Source organism: Marinobacter sp., assembly GCF_033722735.1.
Lineage (GTDB): Bacteria > Pseudomonadota > Gammaproteobacteria > Pseudomonadales > Oleiphilaceae > Marinobacter.
In genome coordinates this window covers 241926-259390 of sequence record NZ_JAWVYN010000002.1, presented here as the reverse complement: position 1 = coordinate 259390, position 17465 = coordinate 241926, and the positions used below count along the sequence as shown (strand labels likewise).

General features: G+C 59.9%; 21 protein-coding genes and 1 tRNA gene. 17 read left to right on the top strand and 5 right to left on the bottom strand.

Annotated elements, in window-relative coordinates:
• Nucleotides 1–10 precede the first annotated feature (10 nt).
• On the top strand, nt 11–643 hold the full coding sequence (locus tag R3175_RS03020; protein ID WP_318942328.1) for a TetR/AcrR family transcriptional regulator: 633 nt from the start codon (nt 11–13) through the stop codon (nt 641–643).
• A gap of 10 nt (nt 644–653) precedes the next feature.
• On the opposite strand, the gene R3175_RS03015 is transcribed toward R3175_RS03020, so the two are convergent.
• Nucleotides 654–1064, bottom strand: coding sequence for a phasin family protein (locus R3175_RS03015; RefSeq protein WP_318942327.1), 411 nt, complete (start codon nt 1062–1064; stop codon nt 654–656).
• Between the two features lie 582 nt (nt 1065–1646).
• Between R3175_RS03015 and R3175_RS03010 the strand changes: the two genes are divergently transcribed.
• From R3175_RS03010 to R3175_RS02975, 8 genes are all read left to right on the top strand, one after another.
• On the top strand, nt 1647–1982 hold the full coding sequence (locus tag R3175_RS03010) for a metalloregulator ArsR/SmtB family transcription factor (protein ID WP_318942325.1): 336 nt from the start codon (nt 1647–1649) through the stop codon (nt 1980–1982).
• Nucleotides 1969–2409, top strand: a complete 441-nt coding sequence (locus R3175_RS03005; RefSeq protein WP_318942324.1) for a YeeE/YedE family protein — start codon at nt 1969–1971, stop codon at nt 2407–2409. Before R3175_RS03010 ends, R3175_RS03005 begins: the two co-directional genes overlap by 14 nt.
• A 1-nt stretch (nt 2410) precedes the next feature.
• Complete coding sequence (locus tag R3175_RS03000) at nt 2411–2836, top strand: DUF6691 family protein (RefSeq protein WP_413231713.1); 426 nt, start codon at nt 2411–2413, stop codon at nt 2834–2836.
• Nucleotides 2837–2912: 76 nt separating this feature from the next.
• A complete protein-coding gene (locus tag R3175_RS02995; protein WP_318942323.1) occupies nt 2913–3341 on the top strand; it encodes a TIGR01244 family sulfur transferase in 429 nt (142 codons plus the stop codon).
• 34 nt (nt 3342–3375) lie between these two features.
• Nucleotides 3376–4467 (top strand): ferrochelatase, encoded by a 1092-nt coding sequence (gene hemH / locus R3175_RS02990; protein WP_318942321.1) that lies wholly within the window; start codon nt 3376–3378, stop codon nt 4465–4467.
• Nucleotides 4468–4590: 123 nt separating this feature from the next.
• A complete protein-coding gene (locus tag R3175_RS02985) occupies nt 4591–5331 on the top strand; it encodes a 5-oxoprolinase subunit PxpA (protein WP_318942320.1) in 741 nt (246 codons plus the stop codon).
• Nucleotides 5328–6005, top strand: a complete 678-nt coding sequence (gene pxpB, locus R3175_RS02980; RefSeq protein WP_318942319.1) for a 5-oxoprolinase subunit PxpB — start codon at nt 5328–5330, stop codon at nt 6003–6005. The genes R3175_RS02985 and pxpB overlap by 4 nt, the downstream gene beginning before the upstream one ends.
• Complete coding sequence (locus tag R3175_RS02975) at nt 6002–6955, top strand: biotin-dependent carboxyltransferase family protein (RefSeq protein WP_318942318.1); 954 nt, start codon at nt 6002–6004, stop codon at nt 6953–6955. Before pxpB ends, R3175_RS02975 begins: the two co-directional genes overlap by 4 nt.
• 107 nt (nt 6956–7062) lie before the next feature.
• On the opposite strand, the gene R3175_RS02970 is transcribed toward R3175_RS02975, so the two are convergent.
• Nucleotides 7063–7153 (bottom strand) — tRNA-Ser (locus R3175_RS02970).
• A gap of 250 nt (nt 7154–7403) precedes the next feature.
• On the opposite strand from R3175_RS02970, the gene R3175_RS02965 reads away from it, so the two are divergent.
• The 6 genes from R3175_RS02965 to R3175_RS02940 all read left to right on the top strand — a co-directional run bounded on the left by R3175_RS02965 (nt 7404) and on the right by R3175_RS02940 (nt 10655).
• A complete protein-coding gene (locus tag R3175_RS02965) occupies nt 7404–8123 on the top strand; it encodes a Bax inhibitor-1/YccA family protein (RefSeq protein WP_318942317.1) in 720 nt (239 codons plus the stop codon).
• A 98-nt stretch (nt 8124–8221) separates the two neighbouring features.
• A complete protein-coding gene (gene tusD / locus R3175_RS02960; protein WP_318942316.1) occupies nt 8222–8638 on the top strand; it encodes a sulfurtransferase complex subunit TusD in 417 nt (138 codons plus the stop codon).
• A 3-nt stretch (nt 8639–8641) separates the two neighbouring features.
• Nucleotides 8642–8989 carry a DsrE family protein gene (locus R3175_RS02955; protein ID WP_318942315.1) on the top strand — a complete coding sequence of 116 codons (348 nt, stop codon included), beginning with the start codon at nt 8642–8644 and terminating at the stop codon, nt 8987–8989.
• Between the two features lie 11 nt (nt 8990–9000).
• The gene (gene tusB / locus R3175_RS02950; protein WP_318942314.1) at nt 9001–9270 is read left to right on the top strand and encodes a sulfurtransferase complex subunit TusB; all 270 of its coding nucleotides are present in this window, start codon (nt 9001–9003) and stop codon (nt 9268–9270) included.
• Between the two features lie 5 nt (nt 9271–9275).
• On the top strand, nt 9276–9593 hold the full coding sequence (locus tag R3175_RS02945) for a TusE/DsrC/DsvC family sulfur relay protein (RefSeq protein ID WP_318942313.1): 318 nt from the start codon (nt 9276–9278) through the stop codon (nt 9591–9593).
• A gap of 24 nt (nt 9594–9617) precedes the next feature.
• On the top strand, nt 9618–10655 hold the full coding sequence (locus R3175_RS02940) for a glycosyl transferase family protein (RefSeq protein WP_318942312.1): 1038 nt from the start codon (nt 9618–9620) through the stop codon (nt 10653–10655).
• A 44-nt stretch (nt 10656–10699) separates the two neighbouring features.
• On the opposite strand, the gene R3175_RS02935 is transcribed toward R3175_RS02940, so the two are convergent.
• From R3175_RS02935 to nfuA, 3 genes are all read right to left on the bottom strand, one after another.
• Nucleotides 10700–11041, bottom strand: coding sequence for a hypothetical protein (locus R3175_RS02935; protein WP_318942309.1), 342 nt, complete (start codon nt 11039–11041; stop codon nt 10700–10702).
• A gap of 45 nt (nt 11042–11086) precedes the next feature.
• Complete coding sequence (locus R3175_RS02930; RefSeq protein ID WP_318942308.1) at nt 11087–12205, bottom strand: hypothetical protein; 1119 nt, start codon at nt 12203–12205, stop codon at nt 11087–11089.
• A gap of 298 nt (nt 12206–12503) precedes the next feature.
• Complete coding sequence (nfuA, locus tag R3175_RS02925) at nt 12504–13091, bottom strand: Fe-S biogenesis protein NfuA (RefSeq protein WP_318942306.1); 588 nt, start codon at nt 13089–13091, stop codon at nt 12504–12506.
• A 202-nt stretch (nt 13092–13293) separates the two neighbouring features.
• Here nfuA and metH point away from each other — a divergent pair, with 202 nt between their 5' ends.
• Together metH and R3175_RS02915 are read left to right on the top strand one after the other, a co-directional pair.
• Nucleotides 13294–16992: a methionine synthase gene (gene metH, locus R3175_RS02920; protein WP_318942304.1), complete on the top strand. Its 3699-nt coding sequence runs from the start codon at nt 13294–13296 to the stop codon at nt 16990–16992.
• A 51-nt stretch (nt 16993–17043) separates the two neighbouring features.
• On the top strand, nt 17044–17289 hold the full coding sequence (locus R3175_RS02915; RefSeq protein ID WP_318942302.1) for a DUF2970 domain-containing protein: 246 nt from the start codon (nt 17044–17046) through the stop codon (nt 17287–17289).
• The last annotated feature ends 176 nt before the right edge of the window (nt 17290–17465 follow it).

Genomic DNA, 17465 nt, shown 5'->3' with positions numbered 1-17465 from the left:
CAGGTCGCCTATGACGAAAAAAATCAAAACCCGGGACCGGATCCTGACCACCAGCCTGGCGCTGTTTAACGCCATTGGCGAACCCAACGTCACCACTTTGCTGATATCCGACGAACTGGAGATCAGCCCGGGCAACCTGTATTACCATTTCAAGAGCAAGGGCGACATCGTCAACGAGCTCTTTGACCAATACGATGCCGAGATGAGAGACCTGCTGTCGGTGCCGGAAGATGCGGATATCACCCTCGACCAGATATCCATCTTCCTGCACCTGCTGTTCGAGGCGGTGGCTCGCTACCGGTTTCTCTATCAGGACCTGGTCAATGTGCTCTCCCGCTATGACAGTCTGCAAACCCGGTTTCGCAGGATACTCGGTAAAAAACGCGCCGCTTTCCAGACCATCTGCACCAGCCTGAGTCGCCAGGGATTTGCCGACTTTTCCCGTCATGAACTTGAAGCACTGTGCGAGCAACTAACGCTAACTATCTGTTATTGGCTGAGTTTCGACAGCCTCTCCCATCTCGATGATCGGGAGGCCGTAGATCCGGGGCGGGGGGTGTATCAGATGCTGCACCTCATCCTTCCCTACCTGAAAGACGGTGAAAAGGACGAGGTCTATCTACTGAGCCAGGATTACCTGTAACGGAGGTTGTTTATTCCTCCTCGGAGTCGGTGTCCTGCAGGTGGCGAATCTCCGCCTCCAACGCTGCGATGCGTCGCTCCAGTTCTTCAATCTCTTCGCGGCGATGAATGCCCAGGCGACGCAAGGCTCCGGAAACCCGCTGATCGAAAAGGTTCTCCAGCTTGTCCCAGGTGCCAGTGGCCCGCTCGCGAACATCCTCGACGCGATCCTCAACCTGTTTGACGTGTTTCTCGACCACGTCCCGGGTCTTGCTTTCCAATTGTTCACCTTCATGCACGAGACGCTCGAAAAAGCGTCCGGCGTCTTCTTCCGCCTTGGTGTAGGCCCCTAGCCCGGCCAGCCAGATCTGCCGGGCGGAGTCTTTGATCTTGCCCGCCAGCTGGGGATCGTTCTCGGGCTGTTTCTGCTTCTCGTCAGACATTCGTAAAACCTTTGACTGAGTCTGTTTGGGAGTCTCGTATCGAGGCCACCTCATTCTCGCGTGTCTGGTGGCTCCTAACATTCAAGAACTCCCAGGCCTTGCCGCGATCGTTATTGTATTACACCGCCGCCATAAATTCAGTTCCGTTAAGCGAGACGGGCTGTCAATAAAGGCGACGCTGAATATGATTGCTATAAGCACATTTCCTATATGCAAAAATGTACTCAAAGTCGGCGGTTCCTGCCTTGAAGTGTTCAAATAATCGTCAATACTTCCCTATACCGGTGTCCCTGCTGATGCCGGTTTGTCTGGAAGTCTTTCATGGATACTACTCGCACGCCTCTGCCCGGCCACAAGTGCCGGGCTTTTTTATGGTTCATCCTGCCTTCAACGGGAGAATCGGCTTTCAGGTGAGGCGCTGTGGGTCTGCAACGATCCCGCACGCGAAGCGAGTCCCACCAAAGCGCTGGAACCACACCGATCGGCAGGCTTCCTCCGTTCTTTATGAGGCACGATGAAATCGCTTGACTCAACATTATACACTTGCATATATTGTATATTATTTAAGTAATGGAGAATCCCATGACGCCGCCCATCGACGTGAAGCACATGCAACTGGCCGCCGAGAGCGCCAGCCACTTCCTGCGCTCTCTGGCCAATCGCGATCGGCTCATCTTGTTGTGCCAGCTCTCCCAGGGAGAAACCAGCGTCAGCGAGCTGGAGAACGCCACCGGCATCCGCCAGCCGTCACTCTCGCAACAGCTGGGTCTCCTTCGTCGGGAGGGCCTGATCGCGCCGCGAAAAGAGGGCAAGCAGGTGTTCTACCGCCTGGCCGACCCGAAGGTTCAGGCCATACTGCTCCAACTCTATGACATGTTTTGTAACGAGCCAGAGGTCGCCACCGATGATCACGATTGACTGGACCACCTTTACGCCCTGGACCGCCCTAGCCGGCGGACTGGTGATTGGCGTTGCCGCGGCGTTGCTGATACTGCTGAACGGTCGCGTTGCCGGTATCAGCGGCATCCTCGCGGGTATTCTCACCAGACCCAACCAGACCAACGGCTGGCGACTGGCCTTCATCGTCGGACTGTTGTCTGCCCCCTTCGCATGGTTGCTGCTGGCGGAGATCCCGGAAATTCGCATCGACGCCGAGTACCCCATGCTGATCGTCGCCGGGCTGCTCGTGGGCCTGGGTACCCGGTACGGCTCGGGATGCACCAGTGGTCATGGCGTGTGTGGGATTTCCCGACTGTCCCCGAGGTCACTCGTGGCGACCCTCTGTTTCATGACCGCCGGATTCGTCACCGTCTATGTCCTGCGCCACCTGATCGGAGGAGTGTAAGATGATTTTATGGCTATCCGCCTTTTCCGCTGGCCTGATCTTCGGGCTCGGTCTCCTGCTGTCGGGATTGGCCAACCCGGCCAAGGTGCTCGGTTTTCTGGACCTGGCCGGCGCATGGGATCCGTCGTTGGCCCTGGTGATGGTTGGAGCGATTGCCGTAGGCGCCCTCGCCTTCGCCTTGGCAAAGAATCGTCCCCGCACTGCGCTTGGCGCGACAATCGAGCTGCCCAAAGCGGTCCACCTGGACAAACGCCTCGTATTGGGTAGTCTGACGTTTGGCCTGGGATGGGGACTGGCCGGGTTCTGCCCGGGCCCGGCACTGGTCGCTCTCGGCGCCGGCGAGGCCAAGGCCGCGGTGTTCGTGCTGGCCATGGCCGCCGGCATGTGGATCTTCCAGCTGCTGGAGAGCCGCCGCAAGCCGGCGTAACCGTCCGTTAAACAGTCCCGGTCTGACATCGGGCCGGGAGCTGTGTCATCATACGGCTTTCAATCATGGGTGAAGTATGGATATCAGAAAGATTGACGAAACCATCGCGGTTGCACCGCAGATCCAACCCGAAGACGTTCGCGAAATCGCGGCCCTGGGCTATCGCACCCTGATCGCCAACCGTCCCGACCAGGAGGAATTCGGCCAGCCGTTGATGTCCGACATTGAAACGGCGGCCAGGGAGCATGGCGTGCAATGGATCTACCAGCCGGTGGAATCCGGCAACATTCTCGATGCCGACGTTGCACAGTTCCACCAGGCCGTGCAGTCCGCCGAGAAGCCAATCCTGGCCTTCTGTCGCTCGGGAACTCGTTGCTGCGTCCTTTGGGCGATCAGCAATGCCAAGGACACCCCCGCCGATGCGCTGATCATCAAAGCCCGCCATGCCGGCTACGATCTCAGTGGACTGAAACCCCGCTTGCTGCAACAGGCCAACCAGGGCTAACCGCCACACAGGGCCCGCAAGGACACCAGAATTCATGCAATATCAAGGTGCTGAGCACTACGCTCACAACCAACCCGACAAAGTGGGCGTCTTGATTACCAACCTGGGCACCCCAGACGCCCCCAGCAGGCCCGCACTGAAACGCTATCTTGCGGAATTCCTGGCGGACCCGAGGGTGGTCGAGGTGCCGAGACTGATCTGGTGGCTGGTGCTGCATGGCATTATCCTGAGGATTCGCCCCGCCCGCTCAGCCCGAGCCTACCAGAAAGTGTGGCGGGACGACGGCTCGCCCCTGCTCGTTCACACCAAAGCCCAGAGCCAAGCCATTCAGGCGGCCCTCAGCGAACGTTATGGCAATCAGATGGTGGTGAAATTTGCCATGCGGTACGGCAACCCCTCTATCCCCAGTGCCCTGGACGCCATGCAGCAGGAAGGCGTCCGCCGGTTGCTGGTGCTGCCGTTGTACCCACAGTACTCGGCATCGACATCCGCCTCGACGTTCGATGCCATTGCCTCGGATTACACCCGGCGACGCTGGCTGCCGGATTTTCGGTTCATTAGCCACTACCCGGATTTTCCTCCCTACATCGAGGCAATGGCCACCCATATCGAACAGCACTGGCAACAGCACGGTCGCCACGAAAAGCTGATCCTCTCCTACCACGGTGTGCCGCTGAAATACCTTCACCGGGGTGACCCCTACTATTGCGAGTGCCATAAGACGTCCCGCCTGCTCGCCGAACGCCTGGGGCTCTCCGAGGACCAATACCAGACCACCTTCCAGTCCCGCTTCGGGCGCGAAGCCTGGCTCCAGCCCTACACCGACGAAACACTGAAATCGCTGGCCGCCGGTGGTACCCGAAGCGTGGATGTGTTCTGCCCGGGTTTCTCGGCGGACTGCCTGGAAACCATCGAAGAGATTGACGAAGAAAACCGGGGCTATTTCTTGGCTGCCGGCGGTACCGCGTTCAGCTACATCCCGGCCCTGAACAGCACTCCGGTGCATATCGACGCCCTGGTGCAGCTTATTGAGCAGAACCTTCAGGGATGGCCCCAATCCACTGCTGACCCGAAGGCGGCGCAACGGCGACAGCAGAGAGCCACCGCCCTGGGGGCCGAACGCTAGGGCTCGATCGGCGCCGGGGGTGACGGAAGTAAGGGAACACCAGCTTCGTAGGCGGTCATACCAGACAAGTTGGGCAAGCTTTCTGGAGGATGGGAACTCCGTCCACCAAGGGATACGGATACCATGAAACTGAATTGCGACCTGGGTGAGAGCTTCGGCGCCTGGACGATGGGGCAGGACGAACGGGTGATGCCATTGATCGATATGGCCAATATCGCCTGCGGCTTTCACGCCGCCGACCCCCTCACCATGCACAAGACCGTGTCGTTGGCGGTGGAGAACGGCGTGCTGATAGGCGCCCACCCCTCCTATCACGACCTGGCAGGCTTCGGCCGTCGCTCCATCCCCCATACACCGGAAGAGATCATGGCGCTGATGCTGTACCAGCTTGGCGCCCTCGAAGGCTTCTGCCGGGCGGAAGGCACCCGGCTGGTCTACGTGAAGCCTCACGGCGCACTCAACAACGACATGATGAAAAACCCGGGCCTGCTGGAAACGGTGATGACGGCCATTGCCCGCTATCGCACCGGGTTGTCGCTGATGATTCCGGTGACCCTGGGGCACGAACAGCATCAGGCCATGGCCGATCAAATTGGCCTGCCCCTGATCCTGGAGGCCTTTGCCGACCGGGCGTATGATGACGACGGCCTGCTGGTTCCCCGCAGCGAAGCCGGCGCGGTCCACCGCGACCCTCAGCAAATCGTCCGGCAGGCCCTGTCCTTTGCCAATAAGGGCGGACTGCACAGCCGCTCCGGGAAATGGCTGGATCTACCCGCCGACAGCCTGTGCGTGCATGGTGACAACGACGCCGCCCTGGAGGCGGTCCGATCGATCCGTCAGGCTCTCGCCCAGCACAGCCCATGATTACCTGCGTCTCTGACGACAGCATGCTGATCCGGCTGGGCGAGGTCATCGAGCCGTCCCTCACCTCCCGGATCGCCACCTATTGTCGAGCGATCGAAGCCCGGTTCGGCGACTGGCTGATCGACCTCGTCCCCTCCTACACCACGATCCTGGTGGTCTACGATCCGCTACGGATCGATTTTCGCGGCGCCCGGCGGCAGGTCAGCCAACTGCTTGCAGACACGACCTTAAGCGACACCCAGGAAACTGGTGCCGGCGCGGTCCACGACATTCCGGTGTACTACCATCCAGAGTGCGGGCCAGACCTGCAGACCCTGGCCGACGCCAAGGGCCTGACCATAGATGAGGTCGTTGATTACCATACCTCCGCGACCTACCAGGTTTACGCCATTGGCTTTTTGCCGGGCTTCGGGTTTCTGGGATCGGTGGACGAGGCGATCGCCGCACCCCGGCATCGGTCACCGCGGGACCGGGTACCAGCCGGGAGTGTGGGCATTGCCAATCGACAAACCGCCATCTACCCCAAAGCCTCGCCTGGCGGTTGGCAGATCATTGGCCGAAGTCCGACTCCCATGTTTGATGTTGAGTCGCTCTCGCTGTTGCAGGTGGGCGACCGTGTCCGGTTTCATGCGGTCAGCCGCGACGAATTCCGGGACCTGGGAGGCAGCCTGTGAAGTTGCTGAAGGTAATTTCACCGGGGCCACGCACCACCGTTCAGGATGCCGGACGGCGTCATTATCAAAAACACGGCCTGGCCCAGGCGGGACCGGCGGATCGTGTCGCATTCCTTTGGGCCAACAAGCTGTTGGACAACCCGCTGGGCGCCGCCTGCCTGGAAATCACCCTTGGTGGCCTGGAAGTGGAGGCCCTTGCCGGTCTCACCATTGCCCTGACTGGCGCCGACGCCCAGCCCCGGGTCAATGGCCGCCCCGTCAGCAACTGGCATACGCTGCATCTCTCAGCCGGCGACCGGCTCTCCCTGACTACCGCCTCCTGTGGACGATACAGCTACCTGGCCGTCGGCGGCGGTTTCCGGAGTCCGGTATTGTTTGGCAGTCAGTCCGTGGTGGTTCGCGAACAGTTTGATGCTCTTCAGCCCCTGCAGGCGGGGGACGAACTGGCGGGAAGCGACCGGGGTTACTCACCCGACCGGGTGGTGCCTGCCTCCGCACAGCCGGATTATGGCCTGCACCTGCCATTGCGGTTGATTGCCGGCTATCAGTACGAGCAGTTCAGCCGTGCCGATCTGACCCGGCTTCTCACCTCCGATTACCGGATCAGCGCCCAGTCGGACCGTATGGGCTACAAACTCGAAGGCGCCGCGTTACAGACGCCCCCTCCCGGCATCGTCTCCGAAGGTATCGCCCTGGGCTCGGTGCAGGTTCCGGGAGACGGCGTGCCCATCGTACTGCTGCAAGACCGACAGACGGTCGGCGGCTATCCTAAGCTTGGTACTGTGTGTGCCATCGATTGCTATCGCCTGGCCCAGCGGCAGCCGGGGCAAACGGTGCGTTTCGAACTGACGGACCTGGCAACGGCTCAGAACGAGCGGGCTCTGCTGGAGCGCCAGTTCCGGCAAACAACATGGACTCCGGCCGGTGACGAACTTAGGTGGTCGGATTAATAGCCGGTCAAAAGGATCGGCGGCAGCGTCAACCATTCAACGCGAGCCGGAAATTTTGGAGGCAAGAGGACGTTCAGCGAGAAGGAGAGACAAGAGAAAGAGAAAAATGGCGGTGGGCCAGGGATTCGAACCCCGGGACGGCTACTAACCGTCGGCGGTTTTCAAGACCGCTGCATTCAGCCACTCTGCCAGCCCACCGTTCAGCATTCGGCGCCACCTGCCACGTATCCACGTAACGTGTGTCACCTGTGCCATCGCTCGTTGCGACAGCGGTGTGCATGATACCGGAATCGCCTCCCCTGTCAACGCCTTGCAATGTTTTCACAACATTAACGCGATGTAATGGAATCCATTCACCATGTTCGGGTCGTAAACGATTGAAAAGTAGCTCCCGAACACTATTATGGGAAGTAGTTAAAACGTTATCGTCATTTGCACGGAGATTACGATGGAGAACAGACGAGTTCAGGGCCAGCATAATCAAGGGGTTTACGCTGCGTCCGCCTCACGCACCGGTACCGGTATCCAGGCCGATGCGCAAAAGGTGCTGCGTAACACCTATTCCCTGCTGGCCATGACGCTGGCATTCAGTGCCATCATGGCGGGCGTGTCCATGGCCGTTGGCCTGGGTCGCGGTGCCAGCCTCGGTTGCAGCCTCGGTGCCCTGGCATTGATCTGGCTGGTATTGCCGCGCACCGCCAACAGCTCGGCAGGTATCGCCGTCGTCTTTGCCTTCACCGGCCTGCTGGGCTTGTCCCTCGGCCCCCTGCTTAACTACTATCTCGCGCGGCCCAGCGGCGGCACGATCGTCATGCAGGCCCTGGGTGGCACCGCCATTGTGTTCTTTGCGCTGTCCGGCTATGTACTGACCACCCGCAAGGACTTCAGCTTCATGGGCGGATTCCTGTTCGCGGGGCTGATTGTTGTGCTGGTGGCGGCACTGGGTGCCGTGGTAGCCGGCATGTTCGGCGTGGAAGTGAGCGCCTTCAGCCTGGCGATCAGTGCGGCGATCGTGCTGCTGATGTCCGGCTTCATCCTGTTCGATACCAGCCGTATCGTGAACGGGGGTGAAACCAACTACATCATGGCGACCACGGCGCTGTACCTCAACATCTACAACCTGTTCACCAGCCTGCTTCACCTAATCGGTGCCTTTAGCGACGACTAACCCGTCGAAAGCAGTTAAAAAAGCCCCGGCCCACTGCCGGGGCTTTTTGGTTGTGGGTTACAATACCCCTAAAGAAACCTTTTACCCGCGTAGATCCCATGCCAGCTTCCGATTCCGTCAATTTTACTCTGGTGATCACCGGCGCCCCCTACACCAGTCAGGCGCCGCAAACCGCCTTGCACTTCGCCCGGGCTGCTATAGCGGCTGGCCACGCCATTGATCGGGTGTTCCTCTATGGCGACGGCGTACAACTGGCTTCCAACCTGGCCTGCGTCCCCAGTGACGAACCCAACTGGCACCGTAGCTGGAGTGAGTTCCTGACGGCCGCAAACATTCCCGCGGTTGCCTGTATCGCCTCGGCTCTCCGGCGCGGCGTGATCAACGAGGAAGAGCGCGCACGCTATGAACTCGGTGCCGCAAACCTCGCCTCGCCCTTCCGGTTACTGGGACTGGGCGAATGGGTCGACCGGGTGGCGAGCACATCGAAAGTGATTTATTTCCATGCTGGAGGCTGAGGAATGAGTGTTCTGATTGTTATCGACCAGGCCCCCTACGGAAACTGGAGCGGCCGCGAAGCGCTGGACATGGCACTGTCACTGGCGGCCTTCGACCAATCCGTGTCGCTCCTGTTTGTGGATGCAGGAGTCAATTGGCTGCGAAAACACCAGAACCCTGCCCCCATCCAGCAAAAGGGTGTGAATCGCAACCTCGCGGGTGCTCAGGTTTTCGGCGTCGAAGAGCTGTTGGCCGACCAGTCCGCGCTGCAACAGTACAGGCTGGAGCCTGACGACCTGCTGGACGGCGTGGCTGTCACCGAACAGGTCCACGAGCTGCTGTCCAACTATTCGCATGTGGTCTGCCAATAGGATACGCCGCCATGATGACGCTCCATATTCTCAACAAGAGCCCGGGCCACCCGCGCTTTGGCCGCTGCCTTGATGCAGTGGGTGAATCTGATCAACTCCTCCTCATCGAGAACGCCGTACTCGCCCTGTCAGTGGACGACATAGCGCTTCCAGGGCGGGTTATCGCCCTGGCCTCCGACCTGGAGGCCCGAGGCGTGAGCGGTCACAGAGAGGTCGAACTGATTCATTATGATGACATGGTCGCCCTGACTGCAGCGGCAGACCGGATCATCAGTTGGTAACCGCTATGAGCCATCCCAAACGCAACAACGAAGGTTTCCTGGAAAACGCCTGGGAGTGGACGCCCGAAGCCGCGTCCGTGATCGCCAGCGAGGACAGCATCACCTTGCGGGATGCCCACTGGGAAATCATTCAGTTCCTCCGCGAGTTTTACCAGGAACACGAAATGTCGCCACCGTCCAACCGCCTGTTCGTCAAAGCCGTCAAGGATCGGTTCGGCGAGGACAAGGGGAGCAGCATCTACCTGATGCAACTGTTCCCGGGCACCCCGGCCAAGACCGCTTGTCGGATAGCCGGGCTACCACGGCCCACCAACTGTCTTTGAAGTCGCCAACATCTTGGAGTACCCATGGATACGCAGGGCAGTCAATTGCCGGAAACCAAACCGGGCGAACACCCATTCGCCCCCTATGTACGCATTCTGGGCAAGGGTAAGCGGGGCTCCCGCTCCCTGAACCGTGAAGAGGCCCGGCATGCCATGTCGATGATCCTCAAAGGGGAAGTGGAGGATGTCCAGCTCGGCGCCTTTCTGATGCTCTTACGGGTCAAGGAAGAAACGGCGGATGAGCTCACCGGTTTTGTGCAGGCGGTTCGAGACCAGGCCGAGGCACCGGCCGGGCTGGAAGTGGATATTGACTGGTCCTCTTACGCCGGCAAGCGCCGTCACGCGCCCTGGTTCCTCTTTTCGGTCCTGTTGTTGGCCTCCCACGGTGTGCGGGTTTTTATTCACGGTGCCGAAGGCCATACCCCGGAACGGATGTATCTGAGCGAGGTGCTACGGGCGTTCGATTTTGCTCCGGCGACTTGCTGGGCGGAGGTAGAACGTCAGCTCAACGAGCACAGCTTCAGCTACCTGCCGCTAGCCCGTTTCGCCGGAAACCTGGCCAAGATGATTGACCTCAGGCCAGTGATGGGACTGCGCTCGCCGGTTCACTCCCTGTCACGACTGATCAACCCGCTGGATGCGCCGACGGTGTTGCAGGGCATCTTTCACCCTCCCTACGCGGGGCTGCACCAGGAAGCGGGCCTGCAATTGGGGTATCGCCACATAGCAGTGATTCGGGGTGAAGGCGGTGAGATCGAGCGGAACCCGGATAACACCCTGAAGGTCTTCAAGGCACAGCGGCGGGACGGCATGGAGGGCGAACTGACGGAGGATACCTGGCCGGCGCTGTTTGAACGCCGCCACGTCAAACCCCAGTCGCTGTCCACCGATCACATGAAGTCCGTCTGGCGCGGCGAGACTGGCGATTCCTACGGCGAGGCCGCCGCTATCTCAACCGCGGCACTTGCCTTACTGGAGTCCGGCCGCGTCAACAGCCAGGAGGCGGCCATGGCGCTGGCGCAGGAACTGTGGGAGAGCCGGGATCGAAACCGCTTCCAATAGCCTTGGCCAGCAGCACGTCCGGGCCGGCCTTGAGCCGGCGCGGATCAACCCTTCCCGCTGGGGCGTTTACCGGACCGGCGGGCCAGGTCTTCCGCGGTGCCAATAAAGCTGCTCAAGCCATTCTCGAACAGATCGGACCCGAAGCGCAGGAATTGCCGGGTCGACTCCTTGGCGGCAGTCTCCGGAATGTCCTTGAGCGCCTCACCCACACCACGCTTGACGCCCCGGCTGATCCTGGGCTCAATGTCGTCAACCGCTGCAATCAGCTCGCCAACCTTTTTATTCAGAAATGGCTTGAGAATGATCAGGTAAAAGCCTGTCAAAACGACAAAAACAACAACCGCACTTACCGCCACCTGGGCCAAAAGCATCTGCCAGAAATCCATAGTTCCCCCACTCCAGCTTTCAGACGAATCGCCGAATGCTCGTCATTAGTTGATAAACGTAAACAGGCCGAACTGAATGGCACCGGCCAGCGCCCCCAATAGACCACCGACCACCATCAGCTGCAGCTCCTCCTCACGGAAGGCCGGCCGCAAAATGTCCTGAAACTCCGACGGCGCCAACTGCTTCATCTGGTCCGACAAGACGCTGGCGACGACCGGAGCCCGCTCGCGATTGAACGCCTGATCGTTGAACACATCCCGGGTAGCAACCACAGCCTTGTCGTTCATTGCTTTCTTAAGGTCGGTGTAGCCGGTCATGCCGATGGCCACCTGAGTGGTGAGCTTCATCATCACGGTATTGTCGAGCAAGGGCCGGAGGTGTTTCTGGATGATGGCCCGCGTCCGGTCCCCATGTTCGCCATGGAGCATGGCATCCGCCACCTTCTCCACGGTAATCAGTTCCTCGGCTACCAGCTTGGACCAGATTTCGCTGATCTCCGGCTGACGACGCAGGAACAGGCCCTGAACCCGCCAGAACAACACGCGCCGGGGCTGCAGCGGGCTGAAGATCAGATTGATGGCCAGCCAGTTGGTGACAAAGCCCACCACCAGCCCCCCCAAAGGCAACAGCCAGGGCTCCGGATAGCGGACCCAGAGCGGCGCAAGGATCGCCCCCAGCAACCCGCCTATGATCGCGCCCTTGTTGATCACGGAGTTCAACTCAACTGACCCCGCCTGCTTGAAGATCCGGTTCATCAGATCCGGGTGTCGCGCCAGTTCGCGGCTCAGCAATGCCTTCAGATCCACCAGGTCGTTCAGGTCATCGCCAAAATCTTCCACCAGGTCTTCGATTCGTGACGGCAGCTGCTCCCGAGCCCACTCGTAGATGCGGTTGCGCAGAAACAGGGGCATGTTATCCCACAGCACCGGCTGAATCTCGTACATCACTTCGTCGATGTACTCGTCCAGCCGAGGGTTAACCTGGGAAACGATCTGTTCGACGATGCGCTGGGGTTCCAGTTTTTCGTAGACCGCGTTCAGGTTGCCGAATTGCTGGAGCGTTCGGTCGATGCAGATGTGAGCCATTTTCTCGGCCTTGCGGGGTATCACGCCCTGCCAGCCAATCACCCCGATGCCGATGAACTGGACCGGATAAAACGACATCTGAATAGCCAGCCAGTTGGTGATCCAACCCACGATTGCCGCCATCAACGGCACTGACCAAAGAGCTATATCGACCAAGAGAAACCCCAGTGGTAAAAATTGAACGCCAAGGCGCCGACGAATTTTATGGGCGTACACCCGTAAAGGTGAGCCGCCGTATATTCTTAGTAAGCTAGATGATGAGGGATAAGACCCAGCCGGACATTGGCCGTTCCGCCACCTGAAACAGGAAATGTTGGCAGCCAAAAAAAGACCGGCGGTGAGGCCGGTCTTCTTTTAAGTCATATAGTTAGGGAGCCTATTGATAGTAAGCATTGTCCTTGATGGTGTGATCTGTGACGTCCCGCACAGCGGTGATTTCAGGCACCCGCTCCTTGAGCGTGGATTCAACCCCCTGCTTCAGGGTCAGACTGACGGCGCTGCAGCCCTGACAGCCACCGCCAAATCGCAGGACGGCAATGGACTCGTCAACCACTTCCACCAGGGACACCTCACCCCCATGGGACGCCAGCCCCGGATTGATTTCGGACGCCAGCACATAGTTGATACGGTCCGGCAATGGCGCATTCTCATCCACATTGGGAACCTTGGCGTTGGGCGCCTTGATGGTCAACTGTCCCCCCATCTGGTCCTTGGAATAGTCGACGTAGGCGTCTTCCAGGAACGGTACCGAGGCGTGATCCAGGTACAGGACAAACTTCTCGAGATCGATTTTCTCATCGGTCGGTACGATCTCGTTGGGCGGACAGTAAGCCAGACAGGTTTCCGCGTGCTTGGTGCCGGGCTGGGTCACGAAGATACGCACGCCCATGCCTTCCACATCCTGCTTTTCAATAAGTTGCGCTAGGTAGTCACGCGCGGGATCTGTCACAGTTACCTGAGCCATTTCTACAACCTGTTCATTGAATGTGGGACTATTTTAATGGGTTTGCGAGCAACAAAAAAGACCAAGTAAAACACTCAGCCTTTGTTGTCAGCGCCCGGAGGGATAATAATGACGGGTGGCCAAATGCATTGGGACGAAATTGCCCAATTTTGCTATGATCTCGCGCCACTCTTATTCCCATGAAGATTCGGAACCGTTTGTTATGACCGACCGCGACACGCGCCTTGCCACACTCAACAGGCTTCTGAAAGAACGCATTGTCATTCTCGATGGTGGCATGGGCACCATGATCCAGAACGAGAAACTCGACGAAGCCGCGTTTCGGGGGGAACGTTTTGCGGATTATGACCGGGAAGTCCGGGGCAACAACGACCTCCTGTGCCTGACTCAGCCCGATCTGCTGCTGCGTATTCACGAAGACTACCTGGTGGCCGGTGCCGACATCATCGAAACCAACACCTTCAACTCCACCCGACTGTCCCAGGCCGACTATGGCCTTGAGGACATTGCCCGGGAGCTCAACGTGGCGTCGGCCAGGCTGGCCCGCCAGATTGCCGACGAGGTGACCGCGCGCGATCCGGAAAAGCCGCGTTTCGTGGCCGGTGCGGTGGGCCCCACCTCCCGCACCGCATCGATCTCGCCGGACGTCAACAACCCGGGCTACCGGAACGTCGACTTCCAGACGCTGGTGGACAACTACTACGAGGCCGTCGACGGCCTGGTGGAAGGTGGTTGCGATCTGATCCTGATCGAAACTGTCTTCGACACCCTCAATGCCAAGGCAGCCATCTACGCCACCCAGCAGTTCTTCGAAGACAGCGGCATCACCCTGCCGATCATGATTTCCGGCACCATCACCGATGCCTCCGGGCGCACGCTCTCAGGCCAGACCACCGAGGCCTTCTGGAACTCCGTGGCCCACGCCAAGCCGATATCCGTGGGGCTGAACTGTGCCCTGGGCGCCGATGCCCTCCGCCCCTACGTGGAGGAACTGTCCAAGCGGGCAACCACCCACGTCAGCGCTCACCCTAACGCCGGCCTGCCCAACGAGTTTGGCGAGTACGACCAGACGCCGGAAGAAATGGCGGAAATTATTGAAGGCTTTGCCCGCGACGGCTTCCTCAACATCATCGGCGGCTGCTGCGGCTCCCGCCCGGATCATATCGAAGCCATCGCCAAAGCCGTGGCCAAGTACCCGCCGCGGCAGATCCCCGAGATCAAGCCCGCGCTTCGGCTCTCCGGCCTGGAGCCCTTTACCGGCGATGAGAACACCCTGTTCATCAACGTGGGCGAGCGCACCAACGTGACCGGCTCCAAGCGCTTCCTGCGGCTGATCAAGGAAGAGCAGTACGAGGAAGCCCTCAGCGTTGCCCGCGATCAGGTGGAAAACGGCGCCCAGATCATCGACATCAACATGGATGAGGGGATGCTGGATTCACAGGAGGTGATGGTCACCTTCCTGAACCTGGTGGCATCGGAACCGGACATCTCCAAGGTGCCGATCATGATCGACTCCTCCAAGTGGGAGGTGATCGAGGCGGGTCTTCGCTGCATTCAGGGCAAGGCGGTGGTCAACTCCATCAGCCTGAAGGAAGGCGAGGAAGAGTTCATTAAGCGTGCCCGGGACTGCATGCGCTACGGCGCCGCCGTGGTGGTCATGGCCTTCGACGAGACCGGCCAGGCGGACACCTACCAGCGCAAGGTGGAGATCTGCAAACGTTCCTACGACGTGCTGATCGGCATCGGGTTCAATCCGGCGGACATCATCTTTGACCCCAACATCTTCGCCATCGCCACCGGCATCGAGGAACACAACAACTACGCCGTCGACTTCATCGAGGCGACCCGCTGGATTCGCCAGAACCTGCCCCACGCCTCGGTGTCCGGCGGTGTCAGTAACGTCTCGTTCTCGTTCCGCGGCAACGACGTGGTGCGCGAGGCCATCCACTCGGTGTTCCTCTACCACGCCATCAAGGCCGGCATGAACATGGGCATCGTCAACCCCGGCCAGCTGGTGGTTTACGACGAAATCGATGCGGAACTGAAAGACCTGGTTGAGGACGTGGTGCTCAACCGTCGCGAGGACGGCACCGACCGGTTGCTGGAGATCGCCGAGAAATACCGTGGCAAGGGGGGCAAGACCCAGGAGGAAGACCTGGCCTGGCGCCAATGGCCGGTGGAGAAACGCCTGGAGCACGCCCTGGTCAAGGGCATCACCACCTACATCGTTGAAGACACCGAAGCCTGCCGTCTCAATGCCGAGCATCCGATCGAGGTAATCGAAGGCCCGCTGATGGACGGCATGAACGTGGTTGGCGACCTGTTCGGCGACGGCAAAATGTTCCTGCCCCAGGTGGTGAAGAGCGCCCGGGTCATGAAGCAGGCGGTCGCTCACCTGATCCCGTTCATTGAGGCGGAGAAAAGCGAGGGCCAGAAGGCCAAGGGCAAGATTCTGATGGCCACCGTCAAGGGCGATGTCCACGACATCGGCAAGAACATTGTCGGCGTGGTGCTTCAGTGTAACAACTACGAGGTCATCGACCTGGGCGTCATGGTGCCCTGCGACAAGATCCTAGACACCGCCCGGAAGGAAAACGTCGATATCATCGGCCTCAGCGGCCTGATCACCCCGTCCCTGGACGAGATGGTCCACGTCGCCAAGGAAATGCAGCGGCTGGACTTCCAGATTCCGCTGATGATTGGTGGCGCCACCACTTCCAAGGCCCACACCGCGGTGAAGATTGAACCCCAGTACCAGAACGACATGGCCCTGTACGTGTCCGATGCCTCCCGCTGCGTGAATGTGGCCTCACAGCTACTGAGCGATACCGCCAAGGGGCCGTTCGTCGAGGCCGCCCGCAACGAGTACGAAGAGATTCGTGAGCGTCGCAAGAACCGGGGTGAGCGGGTCAAGCTGGTGTCCTTGGCCGAGGCCCGGGCACGGGCCACCGAGATCGACTTCAGCAATTTCACACCCACCAGACCGGCCTTCACCGGCACCCAGGTTTTCGACGACTATGATCTGCAGGAGCTGGTGGAATACATCGACTGGACGCCGTTCTTCATCTCCTGGGACCTGTCAGGCAAGTACCCGACCATTTTTGACGACCCCAAGCGGGGTGAAGCGGCCCGCACCCTGTTCAACGATGCCCAGCGCATCCTCAAGCAAATGATCGAGGAAAAGCGGGTCACCGCCCGCGGCGTGGTCGGCTTCTGGCCCGCCAACCGCAGGGGCGACGACATTGTGGTTTATACCGACGAGAGTCGCAGCGAGGTACTGACCACCCTGCACCACCTTCGCCAGCAGGATGAGAAATCCCCGGGCAAGCAGATGCAGGCACTGTCCGACTTCCTGCTGCCGGAAGAGGCGGCACAGTGTGACTATGTGGGCGGCTTTGCGGTCACCACCGGGATTGGTGCGGAATCGCTGGCCAAGGAATTCGAGGCGAACAACGACGACTACAACGCCATCATGGTCAAGGCCCTGGCGGACCGACTGGCCGAAGCCTTTGCCGAGCGCATGCACGAACGGGTGCGCAAGGAGTTCTGGGGCTACGATCCGGAGGAGCACCTCGACAATGAGGCGCTGATCAAGGAGCGCTACCGGGGCATCCGGCCGGCCCCCGGCTACCCGGCCTGTCCGGACCACACCGAGAAGGCGGCGCTGTTTGAGCTGCTCAACGCGACCGACCACACGGGCATCGAGTTGACGGATCATTATGCCATGTTCCCGGCTGCAGCGGTGTCCGGATGGTACTTCGCCCACCCACAGTCCAAGTATTTTGCCGTCGGCAGGATTGGACGGGACCAGGTAGCCGACTATGCTGAACGGAAAGGCATGTCACGGGAAGAGGCAGAACGCTGGCTGGCGCCCAGCCTGGCCTACGATCCGGCGGAGTAAGGGATCGCGGTGCCCGGGCCCAGCCACACAGGAAAGGACGGATACCGCACCATGGTCACCCGGAACGAGAACGATCAACAAGCGGATCACCGCAAACAACCAGCCAGGAGTCCCGGCGTCCTGAAAGTGATGCAAAGCATCCTTGCCGGCGCTTTTGGTGTTCAGTCCAACAAGCGCCGGGAAGAGGATTTCGCCAGCCATAGCCCCTGGCCCTACATCGTTGCGGGCATCCTGTTTACCGCCGGTTTTGTGGTCACGCTGATCCTGGTTGTGAAATGGGTGCTGGCCACCCAGTGACCAGAGTTACTGGCCCGACACCCAGGTCACCGCGAACGCCACCACCAGCAGCACCAGCACCACCGCCGCAATGGCATCCACCTGGCTATCGGTTCGGGCACTTTTCTTCATCACGCCACCTCTTTGATTGTCGTTATTGGTCTGAGTCTGCAGTCTTTTCCTCACCAGGGCGGAAA

Bases quoted from the DNA above. Each gene is read 5' to 3' on its own strand.
- R3175_RS03020 (WP_318942328.1), top strand. From the start codon at position 11: ATGACGAAAAAAATCAAAACCCGGGACCGGATCCTGACCACCAGCCTG.
- R3175_RS03015 (WP_318942327.1), bottom strand. From the start codon at position 1,064: ATGTCTGACGAGAAGCAGAAACAGCCCGAGAACGATCCCCAGCTGGCG.
- R3175_RS03010 (WP_318942325.1), top strand. From the start codon at position 1,647: ATGACGCCGCCCATCGACGTGAAGCACATGCAACTGGCCGCCGAGAGC.
- R3175_RS03005 (WP_318942324.1), top strand. From the start codon at position 1,969: ATGATCACGATTGACTGGACCACCTTTACGCCCTGGACCGCCCTAGCC.
- R3175_RS03000 (WP_413231713.1), top strand. From the start codon at position 2,411: ATGATTTTATGGCTATCCGCCTTTTCCGCTGGCCTGATCTTCGGGCTC.
- R3175_RS02995 (WP_318942323.1), top strand. From the start codon at position 2,913: ATGGATATCAGAAAGATTGACGAAACCATCGCGGTTGCACCGCAGATC.
- hemH (WP_318942321.1), top strand. From the start codon at position 3,376: ATGCAATATCAAGGTGCTGAGCACTACGCTCACAACCAACCCGACAAA.
- R3175_RS02985 (WP_318942320.1), top strand. From the start codon at position 4,591: ATGAAACTGAATTGCGACCTGGGTGAGAGCTTCGGCGCCTGGACGATG.
- pxpB (WP_318942319.1), top strand. From the start codon at position 5,328: ATGATTACCTGCGTCTCTGACGACAGCATGCTGATCCGGCTGGGCGAG.
- R3175_RS02965 (WP_318942317.1), top strand. From the start codon at position 7,404: ATGGAGAACAGACGAGTTCAGGGCCAGCATAATCAAGGGGTTTACGCT.
- tusD (WP_318942316.1), top strand. From the start codon at position 8,222: ATGCCAGCTTCCGATTCCGTCAATTTTACTCTGGTGATCACCGGCGCC.
- R3175_RS02955 (WP_318942315.1), top strand. From the start codon at position 8,642: ATGAGTGTTCTGATTGTTATCGACCAGGCCCCCTACGGAAACTGGAGC.
- tusB (WP_318942314.1), top strand. From the start codon at position 9,001: ATGATGACGCTCCATATTCTCAACAAGAGCCCGGGCCACCCGCGCTTT.
- R3175_RS02945 (WP_318942313.1), top strand. From the start codon at position 9,276: ATGAGCCATCCCAAACGCAACAACGAAGGTTTCCTGGAAAACGCCTGG.
- R3175_RS02940 (WP_318942312.1), top strand. From the start codon at position 9,618: ATGGATACGCAGGGCAGTCAATTGCCGGAAACCAAACCGGGCGAACAC.
- R3175_RS02935 (WP_318942309.1), bottom strand. From the start codon at position 11,041: ATGGATTTCTGGCAGATGCTTTTGGCCCAGGTGGCGGTAAGTGCGGTT.
- R3175_RS02930 (WP_318942308.1), bottom strand. From the start codon at position 12,205: ATGTCGTTTTATCCGGTCCAGTTCATCGGCATCGGGGTGATTGGCTGG.
- nfuA (WP_318942306.1), bottom strand. From the start codon at position 13,091: ATGGCTCAGGTAACTGTGACAGATCCCGCGCGTGACTACCTAGCGCAA.
- metH (WP_318942304.1), top strand. From the start codon at position 13,294: ATGACCGACCGCGACACGCGCCTTGCCACACTCAACAGGCTTCTGAAA.
- R3175_RS02915 (WP_318942302.1), top strand. From the start codon at position 17,044: ATGGTCACCCGGAACGAGAACGATCAACAAGCGGATCACCGCAAACAA.